The organism is Bradyrhizobium sp. NBAIM18, from assembly GCF_020193825.1.
GTDB lineage: Bacteria > Pseudomonadota > Alphaproteobacteria > Rhizobiales > Xanthobacteraceae > Bradyrhizobium > Bradyrhizobium yuanmingense.
Map to the genome: position 1 here is coordinate 1 of NZ_JADYVO010000025.1, position 15,472 is coordinate 15,472.

Genomic DNA, 15,472 nt, shown 5'->3' on the forward strand with positions numbered 1-15,472 from the left:
TGGGCATCGATCCGATCGATCGGCGGCCCAGTTCGGGTGGCCACCCGGGCTGGGCCATTCCTCATGGAACATGGCCATCCTAACCCGGCGCGCTAATACAAGGGTGGGCAAAGCGAAGCGTGCCCACGTCTTCTTCCTTCGTCATCCGGAGAGATGGTGGGCACGGCGCTTTGCGCCTCTGCCCACCCTACCGCACCGTGCCTATTTCACCTCCGCCAGCGCGGCGAGGATCCTTGCCCAGGAGCGGATGCCCTTCTGGAAGCTCTGCAGGTCGTATTTCTCGTTCGGCGAGTGGATGTTGTCGTCGTCGAGGCCAAACCCCACCAGCAGCGAGTCGAGGCCGAGCGTGCGCTTGAAGTCGGCGACGATCGGGATCGAGGCGCCCGAGCCCATCAGCACGGTCTCCTTGCCCCATTCCTCCGCGAGCGCCTTGCTGGCGGCGGCGAGCGGCTTCATGGTCCAATCGAGCGCGACTGCGGGCGCGGCGGAATGGTCGCCGAACTCGACCTTGCAGTCGCCGGGAATGCGCGCCGTCACGTAATCACGGAAGGCCTTGCGGATCTTTTGCGGGTCCTGGCCCTGAACCAGGCGGAACGAGACCTTGGCCGAAGCATGCGAGGGGATCACGGTCTTGGAGCCCTCGCCGATATAGCCGCCCCAGATGCCGTTGACATCGCAGGTCGGGCGCGTCGAGGCCTGCTCGACCAGCAGCCTGCCCTTCTCGCCAGCCGGGAGCGACAGCCCGACCGGCTTGAGAAAGGTCTCGGGTGTGAAATCGAGCTTCTTCCACTGCTCCAGGATATCGGGCGGCGTGTCCTTCACGCCGTCATAGAAGCCGGGGATGGTGATGCGGTTGTCGTCGTCGAACAGGCTGCCCAGGATCTTCGTGAGCAGGCGGATCGGGTTCATCGCGGTGCCGCCGAACACGCCGGAATGCAGATCGCGATTGGCGGCGGTGATCTTGAGCTCTTCATAGAGCAGGCCGCGCAGCGAGGTCGTGATCGCCGGCGTGTTGCGGTCCCACATGCTGGTGTCGCACACCAGCACGTAATCGGCCTTGAACTCGTCCTTGTTGGCCTCGATGAAGGGCACGAAGTTCTTCGAGCCGACCTCCTCCTCGCCCTCGATCAGGAAGGTGACGTCGACCGGCAGCGAGCCCGTCACCTTCTTCCAGGCGCGGCAGGCCTCGACGAACGTCATCACCTGCCCTTTGTCGTCCTCGGAGCCGCGCGCGACGATGATCTTGCGGCCGTCGGCATGATCGGTGACGACGGGCTCGAACGGCGGACGGTGCCAGAGATCGAGCGGGTCGACCGGCTGCACATCGTAATGGCCGTAGAACAGCACGTGCGGCCGGCCGCCCGCGCCGGTCTTGCCGACGACGGCGGGATGACCCGCGGTCGGCCTCACCTCGGTGGCAACACCGAGGCTGGCGATGTCCCTGGCGAGATGCTCGGCGGCAGCCTTGCAATCATCGGCGAAGGCGGGATCGGCCGAGATCGACTTGATCCGCAGCAACGAGAACAGGCGCTCCAGGCTGTTATCGAAATCCTTGTCGATGTGGTCGAGCACGGATTGGAGCTGCGCGTTGGCCATGATTGCTATCCTGATTGTTGAGTCTCAAGAGGTCCGGGTTTTAGCGCCGGTGCGGCCTTAGGGCTAGCCGCAAGCGGCGGATGCCGGATGTGCCAGGCGAGGCACCCTGCGAGGATGGCGGTCGCAGCGAGGTTGTTGCCCCAAGCCTGGAAGGCGAGCGGAAACCACGGCAGCGACAACAGCATGAGGATGCCGGCCGCACTGAGGGCAAGCCAGGTTCCCAGGCGCACATGCGCTCGCTCGTCGAAGGCGGCCCGATGCATCAACACCGTCACCGGGAAGTACAGCCACATGAAATAGTATTGCCGGGCCAGAGGCGAGGCGACCGTCATGAGGCAGAACAAGATGCCGAGCTCCTCGGCATCCGAGTGCGCCGTCCGCCGCGCTTGCCGCGGCATGATCGCAACGAAGCCGAGCCCGAGCAGCGCCGACAGCGCGAGCACGATCCAGTTCGCCGTCCTGTAGTCGACTTCGATCAGATTCATGGTGCGCGGCGGCTTGCTGGGATCGTCCTGATTGTAGTTGATCGGCCGGACCAGCCGATGCGTGACGGCAATGAGGGACTGGTTGACCCACGACCAGTTCTGCTCGTCACGCTGGCCAAAGCCCTTTTCCGAGCTGGTCCCGACCATGCCCTGGTACCAGGTCGCCAGCTCGGCCGCGTTGCGCTCGAAGCCGCGAATCGGCGCCGGCACGACATAGAGAAGAATGCCGGTGAAAACGATCGCGCTGACCAGGGCCGCCCATTTGCGCCGCCAGGCCAGATAGGGCAGCACGGCGATCGGGAACACCTTGATGGCGGCGGCGAGCGCGAACATGAAGCCGGCCAGCCACGATCGCTGCTGCCGCAAGCTCCAGAAGCCGTAGAGCATCATCGCCAGAAGGAGGAGGTTCGGCTGGCCGAGGTCGAACATGTCGAACACGAAGGTCACGGTGGCGACGACCGGCAGCGCCTCGAGCCAACGACCCGGCGCGCGGTCCGAGCCGGTCATGACCTGGGAGAACGCCGCGGTGTACCACCACGCCACGGCGTTCAAGATCGACAGGACGACATAGAGCGGGATCTTGCCGAACCAGCTCGGGATCGCCAGCAGGATTGCCGGCAGCGGTGGATAGATGAAATCGAAATGCTCGACGGCCGTGGCAGGATACAGCGGCCCACCCTCCAGGACCTGCTGTCCGGCCCAGTACCAGAGCGAGTAGTCCTTGGTCTTGCCGCGGCCGAAAATCTCGGGGACGAGCACGTCGGCGATCAGGAGGACGCAGCAGAGCAGAAAAAGCAGATCCAGCGGCGCACCCAGCGACGGGCGTCTGGGTGCGTCAGGCTTGGCTAACGGGGCGGGCGGGGTCACGGTGTGGTCCTGTGCGGCGGCGAAACAGGACGTAACAGACCCGCAGAAGCTTGGAGAGTCCCCTCACCTGAATGTGTATCTCGTGAATGTGTATCTCGGCCCCTCCCATCAGGATCAGATCAGGGGAGAGGTCGATGGGCCTCGCGGACGAATTGCCCTCCCGTCGGGCGCTCTGCCTAACGCCGTAGCAATCCGCCGAGCGCGCCGCGGACCAACGTACGGCCGATCGAGCCGCCGAGCTGACCGCCGAGCGACTTGCCGATATTGGCGGCCATCCCGCCGATCACCTGGTTGGTGACCGATCGCGTCACGTCGCGGGCAATGACCTGGCCGGTCGACAGACGACCTCGCTTGACGTTGGTGCCGAAGATGGTGCCGACGATCGAGCCGATCTGGCCGAGAACGCCGCCGCCTGCGCCGGCTCCACCATCTTGTGGGTCGGCAGGCGCAGCCGTGCCGGCTACGCGCTTCTGCAGCATCTCATTGGCGGACTCACGATCCACCGCGGTATCGTATTTGCCCTTCACCGGGCTCCTGCTCATGATCGCCTTGCGCTCCTCGGGCGTGATCGGCCCGATCCGCGCCGTCGGCGGCCGGATCATCACCCGCTCCACCATCGAAGGCGTGCCGTTGCCCTCGAGGAAGGACACCAGCGCCTCGCCCTTGCCGAGCTCCGTGATCACCTTGGCGGTGTCGAGCTTCGGGTTGGGCCGGAAGGTCTGCGCCGCAGCGGCGACCGCCTTCTGGTCGCGCGGCGTGAAGGCGCGCAGCGCATGCTGCACGCGACCGCCCAATTGGGCCAACACCTTGTCCGGCACGTCGATCGGATTCTGGGTGACGAAATAGACGCCGACGCCCTTGGAACGGATCAGACGAACCACCTGCTCGATCTTGTCCATCAACGCCTTCGGCGCATCGTTGAACAGCAGATGCGCCTCGTCGAAAAAGAAAACCAGTTTTGGCTTCGGCAGGTCGCCGGCTTCCGGCAATTCCTCAAACAACTCCGACAGCAACCACAACAGAAAGGTAGCGTAGAGCCTGGGGCTCTCCATCAGCTTGTCGGCAACCAGGATGTTGACGATGCCGCGACCGTCGCTATCGGTCTTCATGAAATCCTTCAGCTCCAGTGCAGGCTCACCGAAGAATTTCGTTCCGCCCTGGTTTTCCAGCACCAGCAGCTGGCGTTGAATGGTTCCAACCGTCGCCTTGCTCACATTGCCGAAGCTCTGCGCGGCCTTCCGGATCTCGGCTAAAGGATCTTCCTCAGCATCCGGTCCCTTCTTGCCGCTGGCGGGCACGATCGCATCCAACAGCGATCGCAGATCCTTCATGTCCAACAATGGCAGGCCGTTCTCGTCCGCGACGCGGAATGCGACGTTGAGAACCCCTTCCTGCACCTCGTTCAGGTCGAGCATCCGCGCCAGCAATAGCGGCCCCATTTCGGTGACGGTGGCGCGGACCGGATGTCCCTGCTCGCCGAACACGTCCCAGAACACGGTCGAGAACTGGTCCGGCTGAAACTTGAGACCCATTTCGCCGGCGCGCTTGAGGATGAAGTCTTTGGCCTCGCCGACTTCCGAGATGCCGGAGAGGTCGCCCTTGATGTCGGCCGCGAAGACCGGAACACCGGCGCGCGCAAATCCTTCCGCCATCACTTGCAGCGACACGGTCTTGCCGGTTCCTGTTGCACCCGTGACGAGGCCGTGGCGATTGGCCAGCGCAAGCGTCAGCCAAGCCTGCTCGTCTCCCTTGCCGACGAAGATCTTGTCGTCGGTATCGCCGAGCTTGCTGTCCTGTGCGGTCATTATTCTCTCTGATCTTTCTGCCGAGTTTCGCGTCGCGAAACCCGAATGCACCAATTCCGTAGTTTAACGCATCTCGTGCGCCGATTAAATCGGTTCAGCGGCTCCTGCGCATGCGACATTGTCGGAAACAGACGGACAACATCGGCCGAAAGTCGGAATGGGGCGTTCGCATAGCGGCAATTTTTTGCCGATTCGTTCTAGGCTCTTGCACGGCGGCAACACTTTTCGCGCGTTCGCGACGGCGCCTGCGTTCATCGCTTGTATTTCACGTCACACCGGCTCAAGATCATTTTCGAAAGCAATATTCCGGCATGCAAACCGGCTGAGGGGCGGGGTCTTATGGACGAGCTGATCGGACGGCTGGCGACAAACGCCAGCATAGATGGTGCTGTCGCTGAAAAGACCGTCGGCATTATTTTTGGCCTTCCTTCGCAACGAGGGCCCTTCCGACAGTGTGCAGGCCCTGATCGACCAGATCCCCGGAGCGGAAGCTGCGATCGAAGCGTCCAGGAGCGGTGGCGGTCTGTCGCGGCTGATGGGCGGCGGCTTGATGGCCGTCGGCACCCGCCTGATGAGCCTGGGGCTCGGCATGTCCGAGATTCAAAACGTCGCCCGTGAACTTTTCCGCTACGGGCGAGACAAAATCGGAGCGGATCAGATGGGCAAGATCATCGCGGGGACGCCGGGCCTCAGCCAGTTCGCCTGAGCGACGCTTTTCATATCGAGCATCATGACATATCCGATTTCCGAGATTGAGGGCCTGCCGGCCTTTGCCGCCAACAAGTTGAAGGCGCAAGGAATCCGCACCACCGACGCGCTGCTCGAGGCGGCGTCCACCGTGAAGGGCCGCAAGGCGCTTTCGGCCAAGACCGGCATCAGCGAGCAGCAATTGCTGGAATGGGCCAACGTCTCCGACTACATGCGCATCCCCGGCATGGGCAGGGCCAAGGTCGGGCTCGTCCGCGCCGCCGGCGTCACGACGGTGCGGGAGCTCGCCTATCGAAATCCGGCAAGGTTGGCGCAGAGCATGCGCGAGGCCAACGAGAAGAAGAAGCTGGTCCGCGTCCTGCCTTCCGAGAAGTCGGTCGGCGACATCATCGCCAAGGCCAAGAAGCTGCCGCCGAAGATTACGTATTAGCGCTGCGGACCAAGCTGGAGAGGTTGGGGTACCACTGCTCCCAGATCGTCATTGCGAGCGCAGCGAAGCAATTCAGAATCTTGCCGCGGTGACAGTCTGGATTGCTTCGCTGCGCTCGCAATGACGGAGGGTGGGCAAGAACATCGCATCCTCTCGGCCGTCTGCACGCATCGGAATGGCCGCGAATGGCCCCAATCCCGTCTTGACTCCCCCTGCCCGACAGCGCAATGCCACGCGCATGAATGCCTCGCCCTCCCCTTCCGTCCCGCCGGCCGGCTCGGCCGGGATCGACGTGCTGCGGACGCTCGTGGGCCGGCGGCTTCCTGCGGTGATGGGCGTGCTCAACATCACCCCGGATTCCTTCTCCGACGGCGGCGAGTTCATCGCGCCGGCGCGCGCGCTGGAGCGGGCGCGGGCGATGGTCGCCGCCGGCGTCGACATCATCGATATCGGCGCCGAATCCACCCGGCCCTACAAGGGCGCCCGGTCGGTCACGGCGGCGGAAGAGCTCGCGCGGCTGAAGCCGGTGCTCTCGGACGTCGTGGCGCTCGGTGTGCCTGTCTCGATCGACAGCATGAAGGCGGAGGTGGTGGCCTTCGCGCTCGACCAGGGCGCGGCGATCGCCAACGACGTCTGGGGCCTGCAGCGCGACGCCGGCATGGCACCGCTGATCGCCGCCAGAGGCGTTCCGGTCATCGTCATGCACAACCGCGACAGCGTCGATCCTGCCATCGACATCGTCGCTGACATCAAGACATTCTTCCTGCGCTCGCTCGATATTGCCGCGAAGGCAGGTATCGCGCGCGAAAAAATCGTGCTCGATCCCGGGATCGGCTTCGGCAAGACCGCCGAGCAGAGCATGACCGCGCTGGCGCGCTTGCGCGAGCTCGACATGTTCGGCCTGCCGATCCTGGTCGGCGCCTCGCGCAAACGCTTCATCGCCTCTGTGTCGCCGTCGGAACCATCGGAGCGGCTCGCCGGCTCGATCGCCGCGCATCTGATCGCCGCGCAGCGCGGCGCCAAGATCATCCGGACCCATGACGTCGCCGAAACCCTGCAGGCCCTGCGGGTGGCGCATGCCATCGAGAGCAAGCCATGACCGACACGATCTTCGTCACCGGCCTGTCGATCCATGCCCGCCACGGCGTGATGGATCACGAAACCGAGGTCGGCCAGCGTTTCGTCATCGATCTCGAGCTCTATACCGACCTGTCCGAGCCTGCGCGCAGCGACCGGCTCGCGGACACGGTGTCCTACGCCGATGTCGTGGCGACGACGACGGCGGCGTTCAAGAACACCAATTACAAACTCCTGGAGCGCGCGGCCGGCGCGGTGGCCGATGCCATCCTGTCGCACTTTCCGCGCATCCGCGCCGTGAAGGTCACCGTGCACAAGCCGCACGCGCCGATCGCCGCGATCTTCGACGATGTCGGAATCGTGCTGACGCGCTCGCGGCATCCCTAGCATGGCGAGCGTGCTGATCGCACTTGGCGGCAATGTCGGCGATGTCCGCGCGACGTTCAAGAAGGCGATCGCTCATATCTGCGGCATGGCACAGGCGGCGCTGATCGCGCGCTCGTCCGACTATACGACCCCGCCCTGGGGCGACGAGGACCAGGATCCTTTCATCAATGCCTGCATCGAGATCGAGACCAGCCTCGATCCGCATGCGCTATTGTTCGTGCTGCAGAAAGTCGAGCAGAAATTCGGCCGCGCGCGAACCAAAGGGCGGCGCTGGGGCCCGCGCACGCTCGATCTCGACATGATCGCCTATGACGACGTCTCCTTGCAGAAGCCCGACCTGACGCTGCCGCATCCGCGCCTGTTCGAGCGCGCGTTCGTGCTGGTGCCGCTGGCCGAAATCGCACCCGACCGCGTGATCTCGGGCATTCGTGTGCGTGACGGGCTCGCCAGCGTCTCGGCGCAAGGCATTGAGCGGCTTCCGGATACCGGTTAACCAAAAACAACCGTTTGCAGGAACGGTCCGCCGTGGCAATTTCGCCTGCGAATAACAAGACGTTTCGGGAGCCCCGCGCCGCATGACCTCCGTGACTGACGACCTGCCGCTGGCGGCGGATTTTCCCAAAGCCACGCCTGAGGACTGGCGCAAGCTGGTCGACGGCGTGCTGAAGGGCGCGCCGTTCGAGAAGCTGGTCGGCAAGACCTATGACGGCATCAAGATCGAACCGCTCTATCCGCGCGCGAAGGGCGTTGCGCCGGTGATGGGCCGGCCGCCGGCTGCGCCGTGGCAGGTCGTGCAGCGGATCGACCATCCCGATGCGGCGCTCGCGAATGCGCAGGCGCTGCAGGATCTGGAGAACGGTGCGACCGGGCTTGCGCTGGTGTGCGCCGGCGCCAATGGCGCGCGCGGGTTCGGCCTGGAACCGTCGGCCGAGGCGGTGGCAAAGATCCTGAAAGACATTCACCTCGACGCCGGCATCGGCATCGAGCTCGAGATCGGACCGCAATCGCGGATGGCCGCGATCCATGTCGCGGAATATGTGAAGAGCAACGGCCTCGATCCCGCCGCCTGCAACATTCGCTTCGGGCTCGATCCGCTCGCGGCGGGCGCGGTGTGGGGCCACAGCCCCTATACTTGGGACGAAATTGCCCCCGCGATTACGGGCGCCATCAAGGGCCTCGCCGGGCTCGGCTTTAAGGGGCCGTTCGCCTCCGCCGACGGCCGCGTGGTCCATGATGCCGGCGGCTCGGAGGTGCAGGAGCTCGCTTTCGTGCTCGCCTGCGGTGTCGCTTACCTGCGCGCGATCGAAGGCGCGGGCATTCCGCTGGAAGCCGCACAGGGCATGGTCTATGCGCGGCTCGCCGCCGATGCCGACCAATTCCTCACCATGGCCAAGTTCCGCGCCCTGCGGCTGTTATGGGCGCGCATCGAGAGCGCTTGCGGGCTGACGCCGAAACCGCTGTTCATCGCGGCCGATACCGCCTGGCGCATGCTGACGCAACGCGATCCCTACGTGAACATGCTGCGCGCGACCATGGCGGCGTTCGCCGCGGGACTGGCCGGTGCCAACGCCATCACCGTGCTGCCGCATACGCTGGCGCTCGGCCTGCCTGATACGTTCGCGCGGCGCGTGGCACGTAACACGCAGCTTCTGCTGCTGGAAGAATGCAACCTCGCCAAGGTCAGCGATCCCGCGGCGGGGGCTGGCGGCATCGAGACGCTGACGGCGCAGCTGTGCGATGCCGCGTGGGCCCTGTTCCAGGAGAGCGAGAGCGCCGGTGGCGCGTTCGCGGCGCTTCAGCAGGGTGTGTTCCAAAGCAAGGTCGCGGCCACGCGCAAGGCGCGCGAGGCCAATATCGCGAAGCGCCGGGACATACTGACCGGCGCCAGCGAGTTTCCGAACCTGCACGAGAGCGAAGCCACTGTCCTGAAGGCAGCGCCGATCGCGCTTCCGCCCTACGGCGAACAGACCTACAAGTTCGAGGCGCTGCCTCCGATCCGTCTCGCGGAACCGTTCGAGGCGCTGCGCGACAAATCCGACGCGAGTTTGAAGGCGCGGGGCGCACGGCCAAAGCTGTTCCTGGCCAATCTCGGCACGCCCGCCGATTTCACCGCGCGCGCGACGTTCGCGAAGAGCTTCTTCGAGGCGGGCGGCATTGAGGCCACAGGCAGCGAGGGCTTTGCCGATCCGGCCAAGCTGGCCGCGGCCTTCAAGGCCTCCGGCGCCGAGCTGGCCTGTCTGTGTTCCAGCGACAAGGTCTATGCGGAACACGCCGAAGCCGCGGCAAAGGCCCTGCAATTGGCCGGCGGGCGACATATCTACCTGGCGGGCCGGCCGGCCGAGGCCGAGGCGGCGCTGCGAGCCGCCGGCGTCACGGGCTTTGTCTTCGCCGGAGGCGATGCGCTTGCGGCACTGCAGGACGCCTACCGACGGATGGAACAGCGATGACCGACACCAGCAAACCCGTTCTCACCGGCGGCTGCCAATGCGGCGCCGTGCGATTTGCAGTCATGACGGCGCCGACCAGGATTTCGATCTGCCACTGCCGGATGTGCCAGAAGGCGAGCGGCGCGCCGTTCGCCTCTTTGGCCGACATCAACAAGACCGATTTCGCCTGGACCAAGGGCACGCCGTCGTTCTTCCGCTCCTCCTCGATCGCCGATCGCGGCTATTGCGCCGCCTGCGGCACGCCGCTGAGCTTCGGCCGCATCGACGGCGACCGGATCGAGATCATGACCGGCACCTTCGATCGCCCCGACCGGGTGGTGCCGACGCGGCAGTTCGGCATCGAATCCCGCCTTGGCTGGGTCGTCGGCATCGCCAATTTGCCGAGCCAGACCACACAGCAGAATTACGGACCGGAGAAGATGGCGACCATCGTCAGCCATCAGCATCCGGATCATGATTGAGGCGGTCCATGTTTCAACTGCTCGGACAAACGTTGCTCGGTCTGGCAGAATGGAAAACTGAAAAGCTGCTCGCATGGCTGCTCTGGGACGGGACCGGCCGAGTGACTCAGAGCCGCCTGGACGATCCCGTTTACGAGAAGAATGTGCAAAAGCTGATCGAGCGCAATCGCAGGTTTGAGGATTCCAAGGAATGACCCGCATTCCCAATTTCGCCGAGGTCGCTTTCGAGCGTGCTGCAACTGCCACCCCTGCCGGCAGCGCCGAGCCGTGGCTGACGCCGGAGGGCATCCTGGTGAAGCCCGCTTATGGCGAGGCTGATCTTTCCGGGCTCGATTTCCTCGAGACCTATCCGGGCATCGCGCCGTACCTGCGCGGCCCCTACCCGACCATGTATGTCAACCAGCCCTGGACGGTCAGGCAATATGCCGGCTTCTCCACGGCGGAGGATTCCAACGCGTTCTATCGCCGCAATCTCGCGGCGGGGCAAAAGGGCCTCTCGGTCGCATTCGATCTTGCCACCCATCGCGGCTATGACTCGGATCATCCGCGCGTCGGCGGCGATGTCGGCATGGCCGGCGTTGCCATCGATTCCATCTACGACATGCGCACGCTGTTTGCAGGGATTCCGCTCGACCAGATGAGCGTGTCCATGACCATGAACGGCGCGGTGCTGCCGATCCTCGCGCTCTATGTCGCCGCCGCCGAGGAACAGGGCGTGCCGCCGGAGAAGCTGTCGGGCACCATTCAGAACGACATTCTGAAAGAGTTCATGGTGCGCAACACCTACATCTATCCGCCGGCGCCCTCGATGCGGATCATCTCGGACATCTTCGCCTACACCTCTCAAAAGATGCCGAAGTACAATTCGATCTCGATCTCCGGCTATCACATGCAGGAGGCCGGTGCGACGCAGGATCTCGAGCTCGCCTATACGCTGGCTGACGGCGTCGAATATTTGCGCGCCGGCCTTGCCGCAGGGCTCGACGTCGACCGCTTCGCGCCGCGGCTGTCGTTCTTTTGGGCGATCGGGATGAACTTCTTCATGGAGGTTGCCAAGCTGCGCGCGGCGCGCCTGCTTTGGGCGAAGCTGCTCAAGCCGTTCAATCCGAAAGACCCGCGCTCACTGTCGCTGCGCACGCACAGCCAGACCTCGGGCTGGTCGCTGACCGCGCAGGACGTCTTCAACAACGTGATGCGTACTACGGTGGAGGCGATGGCGGCCACCCAAGGCCACACCCAATCGCTGCACACCAACGCGCTCGACGAGGCGCTGGCACTGCCGACCGATTTCTCGGCGCGCATCGCCCGCAACACCCAGCTGTTCCTGCAGCAGGAGAGCGGCACCACCCGCATCATCGATCCCTGGGGCGGCTCGTATTATGTGGAGCGGCTCACGCGCGACCTCGCCGCCAAGGCCTGGGGCCACATCCAGGAGGTCGAGGAGCTCGGCGGCATGGCGAAGGCGATCGAAGCGGGCGTGCCGAAGCTGCGCATCGAGGAGGCCTCGGCCAAGACGCAGGCGCGGATCGACGCCGGCAAGCAGGCGGTGATCGGCGTCAACAAGTACAAGCCGACCGACGAGGACAAAATCGATATCCTGAAGGTCGACAATACCAATGTCCGCCGGCTTCAGATCGACAAGCTGACGCGGCTGAAGTCCGAGCGTAACCAGAAGGACGTCGACGCTGCGCTCGCCGCGATCACCCGTTCGGCGGGCGAAGGCAACGGCAATCTGCTGGCCCTCGCGATCGATGCGGCACGCGCCAAGGCGACCGTTGGCGAAATTTCTGACGCAATGGAGAAAGTGTTCGGCCGGCACCGCGCCGAGATCAAATCCATCACCGGCGTCTACAAGCGGGAGGCGTCCAGCATGGGCACCCAGGTCGAAAAGGTTCAGGCGCTGATCGACGCCTTCGAGGAGGCCGAGGGCCGCCGCCCGCGCATCCTGGTCGCCAAGATCGGCCAGGACGGCCATGACCGCGGCCAGAAGGTGATCGCGTCGGCGTTCGCCGATATCGGCTTCGACGTCGACATCGGGCCGCTGTTTGCCACCGCCGACGAAGCCGCGCGGCAAGCGGTCGAGAACGACGTGCACATCCTCGGCGTCTCCTCGCTGGCCGCCGCCCATCTGACCGCTGTGCCGGAGCTGAAAGCCGCGCTGAAGAAGCAGGGCCGCGACGACATCATGATCATCGTCGGCGGCGTGGTGCCGCCGCAGGATTACGAGGCGCTCTACGCCGCCGGCGCCGAGGCGATCTTCCCGCCCGGCACGGTGATCGCGGACGCCGCCGAGGAGCTGATCCGCAAGCTGAACGCCCGGCTGGGGCATAGCGAGGCGGCGGAGTAGATGATAGACTGGCCGTGTGACGGCCAGGTGTATCCATGACGCGTGACGAAATCGTCGCTGCGATACGCAAGAACGCGGATGCCATCAGAGGCAAGGGCGTAGCAAAGCTTGCCATCTTCGGCTCGCGAGCCGGCAACGATTATCGGCCTGATAGCGATATCGACGTGCTCGTCGAGATCGAGCCGGGCACCTCGTTTTCCCTGCTCAACTTGATCGATGTCGAGCACATCATCGAGGATGCGACTGGCTTGCAAGCACAGGCAACTGTTCGCCGCTCCATCTCTCCCCGCTTTGCGGAGCGGATCGCAGACGATATTGTCGAAATATTCTGACGCTCACGCAGGAGCACTAACCTTGAAGTTCATCGCCGGTTTGAGCGTCGCCCTGGCGCTGAGCGCAACATGTGCGTTTTCCGCCCACGCCGCCGATCCTAAACCCGATGCGATCGTCAAGACCAAAAGCATCGAAGCGCGCGTCTTCCTCGGCGACAGGATCAAGGCGGATGCGGCGCTGGCGGCGGACTGCCTCGCGGAGGGCAAGAAGTGGCTCGACAAGAATGCCGCGGAAGCCGCTGCCGCGCGCAAAGCGGACCCGCAGTTCTTCAAGGAGGGCGGCTGGGAGTTCGAGCGCAAATATGAAATCCGCTCCGTGGTTGCCGACCGCTATGTCAGCGTCCTGCGCAACGACTACATGAACACACGCGGCGCCCATCCTAATTCGGACGTGAACACGATCCTGTGGGACAAGGCCGCCAACAAGCGCATCTCGATCCGTCCATTCTTCACCGAGACCGCCGATGGCGGCCCCAGCATGAAGGCGATGGTGAAGGCCATCATCGCTTCGCTGACGGACGAGAAGAAGAAGCGCGGCGCCGGAGAGACCGCGACCGACGAGTGGTTCAAGTCCGTGGAGCCGCGCCTCCTCAAGATCGGCGCGGTGACGCTCGCGCCCTCCACCGAGGCCGGCAGGAGTTCCGGCCTCAACTTCCACTATCCGCCCTATGCCGTCGGCCCCTACGCTGAGGGCGAGTATGTCGCTTTCGTGCCGTGGGAGACGCTGAAGCCTTACCTCACATCGGAGGGCGCCCGCATCTTCGGCGGCGCGCGGCCCAAGGGCGACGCGGACGAGCCGTGAGCGGAGGCTAACGGGATCGCAAACGGGTCCGGGCCAATGTCCGCGCGAGGGAATCCGTCCAATCGGGAATCCAGGAGGCAAACAGCGCTTTCCAGCGCTCGGCGTCCGCAGGTTCAGTTTCGAGCGCAACCGACCATTCGATGAAGGTTCGGTTACCCTCGATGATCGGACGCAGATGCATGGTGCCTTTGTAGCGCGTCGGCGCCGGACTCGGGCCGCCGTCGTCTTGCGGATAGGGTATCGCTTCGAGACCAGCATAGGTCAGGCTGTGCTGCAGGTCCGAGTGATCGACCAGGCGCTGGCGGATCCAGTTTCCGAGATAGCAGAAGCGCCTGACGGCGCCGACTTCATCGCCGCGCCTGTTGTCTTCGATCTCGCTCCCGCTCACGCCGTTGATATAAGCGGGGTAGTTGTTGAAATCGCGGATCAGGGACCAGACGTCGTCGAGCGGGTGGTCCAGCACGGCGCTGTAATAGGCTTGGGTCATCGGTGGCTTGCCTTTGGTTTCGTTGCGCGCAGAGGTTGGCTAGGCGCGCGGACAAAACCCACCCGATTTCCGACCGCCCATTCGACGGGCCGTCTGCTTTCACACAACATGGCGATTCCAGTTGGTAGCGCTACCTTGCGGCGGCGACGTAAAGCCGACTAGAATGCCGGAGTTGACAAGAGCGCCCGACATCACGGGCGCCGCTGGGAGGCATTAAATGTCCAAGATTTCGCGCCGCAGCTTTGCGGCTTCCACCGCCGCTATCGCGGCCTCCGCCGCTTTCGGCTTCAAGCCCGCGCTTGCACAAGCCTATCCGGCGCGGCCCGTCACCGTGATCGTGCCCTGGGGCGCCGGCGGCGGCACCGATGCCACTGCGCGCATCGTCGCAGCGCTGCTGGAGAAGGACCTCGGCCAGCCCTTCAACGTGGTCAACCGCACCGGCGGCTCCGGCGTGGTCGGCCATAGCGCGATCGCGACCGCGCAGCCCGACGGCTACACCATCGGCATGCTGACCGTCGAAATCTCAATGATGCACTGGCAGGGTCTCACCGACCTGACGCCGAAGAGCTACACGCCGCTGGCGCTGATGAACGAGGATCCGCCCGGCATCCAGGTCTCCTCCTCCTCGCCCTACAAGACGGTCAAGGAGCTCGCCGACGCGATCAAGGCGGCGCCTCCGGGGAAGTTCAAGGCTTCCGGCACCGGCCAGGGCGGCATCTGGCATCTGGCGCTGGTCGGCTGGATGCAGGCGATGGGCCTGCCCGCCAACCAGGTCGCCTGGGTGCCGTCGAACGGCGCGGCACCCGCAATGCAGGATCTCGCGGCCGGCGGTGTCGATCTCACCACCTGCTCGGTGCCGGAAGCGCGCGCGATCATCGAGGCCGGCAAGGCCAGGAGCCTTGCCATCATGGCGCCCGCGCGCAACCCGGTGTTCAAGGACGTGCCGACGCTGAAGGAGGCCATGGGCATCGACTACGCAACCGGCGCCTGGCGCGGCATTGCCGGGCCAAAAAATTTGCCGCCGGAGATCGCAACCAAGCTCACGGCGGCGCTGAAGAAGGTCTACGACTCCGCCGAGTTCAAGGACTTCATGAGCAATCGCGGCTTCGGCACCGTGTGGGGCGATGCGGCCCATTTCGCGGGCTTCATGGACAAGGGCGACGCCCAGATGGGCGAGGCGATGAAGGCCGCGGGCCTGAGCAAGGCGTGATCCGCACCTGCGACGCCTTGATCGGGGTGCG

General features: G+C 64.7%; 15 protein-coding genes and 1 pseudogene. 12 read left to right on the top strand and 4 right to left on the bottom strand.

The genetic code is table 11. The features are described from left to right. Positions 1-201: 201 nt before the first annotated feature. The 3 genes from I6F17_RS32865 to I6F17_RS32875 all read right to left on the bottom strand — a co-directional run bounded on the left by I6F17_RS32865 (position 202) and on the right by I6F17_RS32875 (position 4,753). Positions 202-1,596, bottom strand: coding sequence for a M20/M25/M40 family metallo-hydrolase (locus tag I6F17_RS32865; protein WP_225132130.1), 1,395 nt, complete (start codon positions 1,594-1,596; stop codon positions 202-204). Between the two features lie 5 nt (positions 1,597-1,601). Continuing rightward, positions 1,602-2,948 carry a glycosyltransferase family 87 protein gene (locus I6F17_RS32870; protein WP_225132131.1) on the bottom strand — a complete coding sequence of 449 codons (1,347 nt, stop codon included), beginning with the start codon at positions 2,946-2,948 and terminating at the stop codon, positions 1,602-1,604. A gap of 176 nt (positions 2,949-3,124) precedes the next feature. Continuing rightward, positions 3,125-4,753, bottom strand: a complete 1,629-nt coding sequence (locus I6F17_RS32875; RefSeq protein WP_225132132.1) for a helicase HerA-like domain-containing protein — start codon at positions 4,751-4,753, stop codon at positions 3,125-3,127. Between the two features lie 339 nt (positions 4,754-5,092). Here I6F17_RS32875 and I6F17_RS32880 point away from each other — a divergent pair. The 11 genes and pseudogenes from I6F17_RS32880 to I6F17_RS32930 all read left to right on the top strand — a co-directional run bounded on the left by I6F17_RS32880 (position 5,093) and on the right by I6F17_RS32930 (position 13,744). Beyond that, positions 5,093-5,459, top strand: a pseudogene (locus tag I6F17_RS32880) (DUF2267 domain-containing protein). 24 nt (positions 5,460-5,483) lie between these two features. Continuing rightward, positions 5,484-5,891, top strand: a complete 408-nt coding sequence (locus I6F17_RS32885) for a DUF4332 domain-containing protein (RefSeq protein WP_036005985.1) — start codon at positions 5,484-5,486, stop codon at positions 5,889-5,891. Between the two features lie 238 nt (positions 5,892-6,129). Continuing rightward, positions 6,130-6,990: a dihydropteroate synthase gene (gene folP / locus I6F17_RS32890; protein WP_225132133.1), complete on the top strand. Its 861-nt coding sequence runs from the start codon at positions 6,130-6,132 to the stop codon at positions 6,988-6,990. After that, complete coding sequence (folB, locus tag I6F17_RS32895; protein WP_036005989.1) at positions 6,987-7,355, top strand: dihydroneopterin aldolase; 369 nt, start codon at positions 6,987-6,989, stop codon at positions 7,353-7,355. The genes folP and folB overlap by 4 nt, the downstream gene beginning before the upstream one ends. A 1-nt stretch (position 7,356) precedes the next feature. Beyond that, a complete protein-coding gene (folK, locus tag I6F17_RS32900) occupies positions 7,357-7,848 on the top strand; it encodes a 2-amino-4-hydroxy-6-hydroxymethyldihydropteridine diphosphokinase (protein ID WP_225132134.1) in 492 nt (163 codons plus the stop codon). A gap of 82 nt (positions 7,849-7,930) precedes the next feature. After that, entirely contained in the window at positions 7,931-9,802 is a 1,872-nt protein-coding gene (locus tag I6F17_RS32905) for a methylmalonyl-CoA mutase subunit beta (RefSeq protein ID WP_225132135.1), read from the top strand. Then, positions 9,799-10,263 carry a GFA family protein gene (locus I6F17_RS32910; protein WP_157281471.1) on the top strand — a complete coding sequence of 155 codons (465 nt, stop codon included), beginning with the start codon at positions 9,799-9,801 and terminating at the stop codon, positions 10,261-10,263. The genes I6F17_RS32905 and I6F17_RS32910 overlap by 4 nt, the downstream gene beginning before the upstream one ends. Before the next feature lie 8 nt (positions 10,264-10,271). Then, entirely contained in the window at positions 10,272-10,457 is a 186-nt protein-coding gene (locus tag I6F17_RS32915) for a hypothetical protein (protein WP_225132136.1), read from the top strand. Beyond that, positions 10,454-12,610, top strand: a complete 2,157-nt coding sequence (gene scpA, locus I6F17_RS32920; protein ID WP_225132137.1) for a methylmalonyl-CoA mutase — start codon at positions 10,454-10,456, stop codon at positions 12,608-12,610. Before I6F17_RS32915 ends, scpA begins: the two co-directional genes overlap by 4 nt. 35 nt (positions 12,611-12,645) lie before the next feature. Beyond that, positions 12,646-12,942 (top strand): nucleotidyltransferase domain-containing protein, encoded by a 297-nt coding sequence (locus I6F17_RS32925; RefSeq protein ID WP_036006001.1) that lies wholly within the window; start codon positions 12,646-12,648, stop codon positions 12,940-12,942. A gap of 22 nt (positions 12,943-12,964) precedes the next feature. Beyond that, on the top strand, positions 12,965-13,744 hold the full coding sequence (locus I6F17_RS32930) for an RsiV family protein (protein WP_225132138.1): 780 nt from the start codon (positions 12,965-12,967) through the stop codon (positions 13,742-13,744). 7 nt (positions 13,745-13,751) lie between these two features. Here I6F17_RS32930 and I6F17_RS32935 read toward each other — a convergent pair whose 3' ends face one another. Then, entirely contained in the window at positions 13,752-14,231 is a 480-nt protein-coding gene (locus I6F17_RS32935; RefSeq protein WP_225132139.1) for an SRPBCC family protein, read from the bottom strand. 217 nt (positions 14,232-14,448) lie between these two features. Here I6F17_RS32935 and I6F17_RS32940 point away from each other — a divergent pair, with 217 nt between their 5' ends. Then, positions 14,449-15,441, top strand: a complete 993-nt coding sequence (locus I6F17_RS32940; protein ID WP_225132140.1) for a tripartite tricarboxylate transporter substrate binding protein — start codon at positions 14,449-14,451, stop codon at positions 15,439-15,441. Positions 15,442-15,472: the final 31 nt, after the last annotated feature.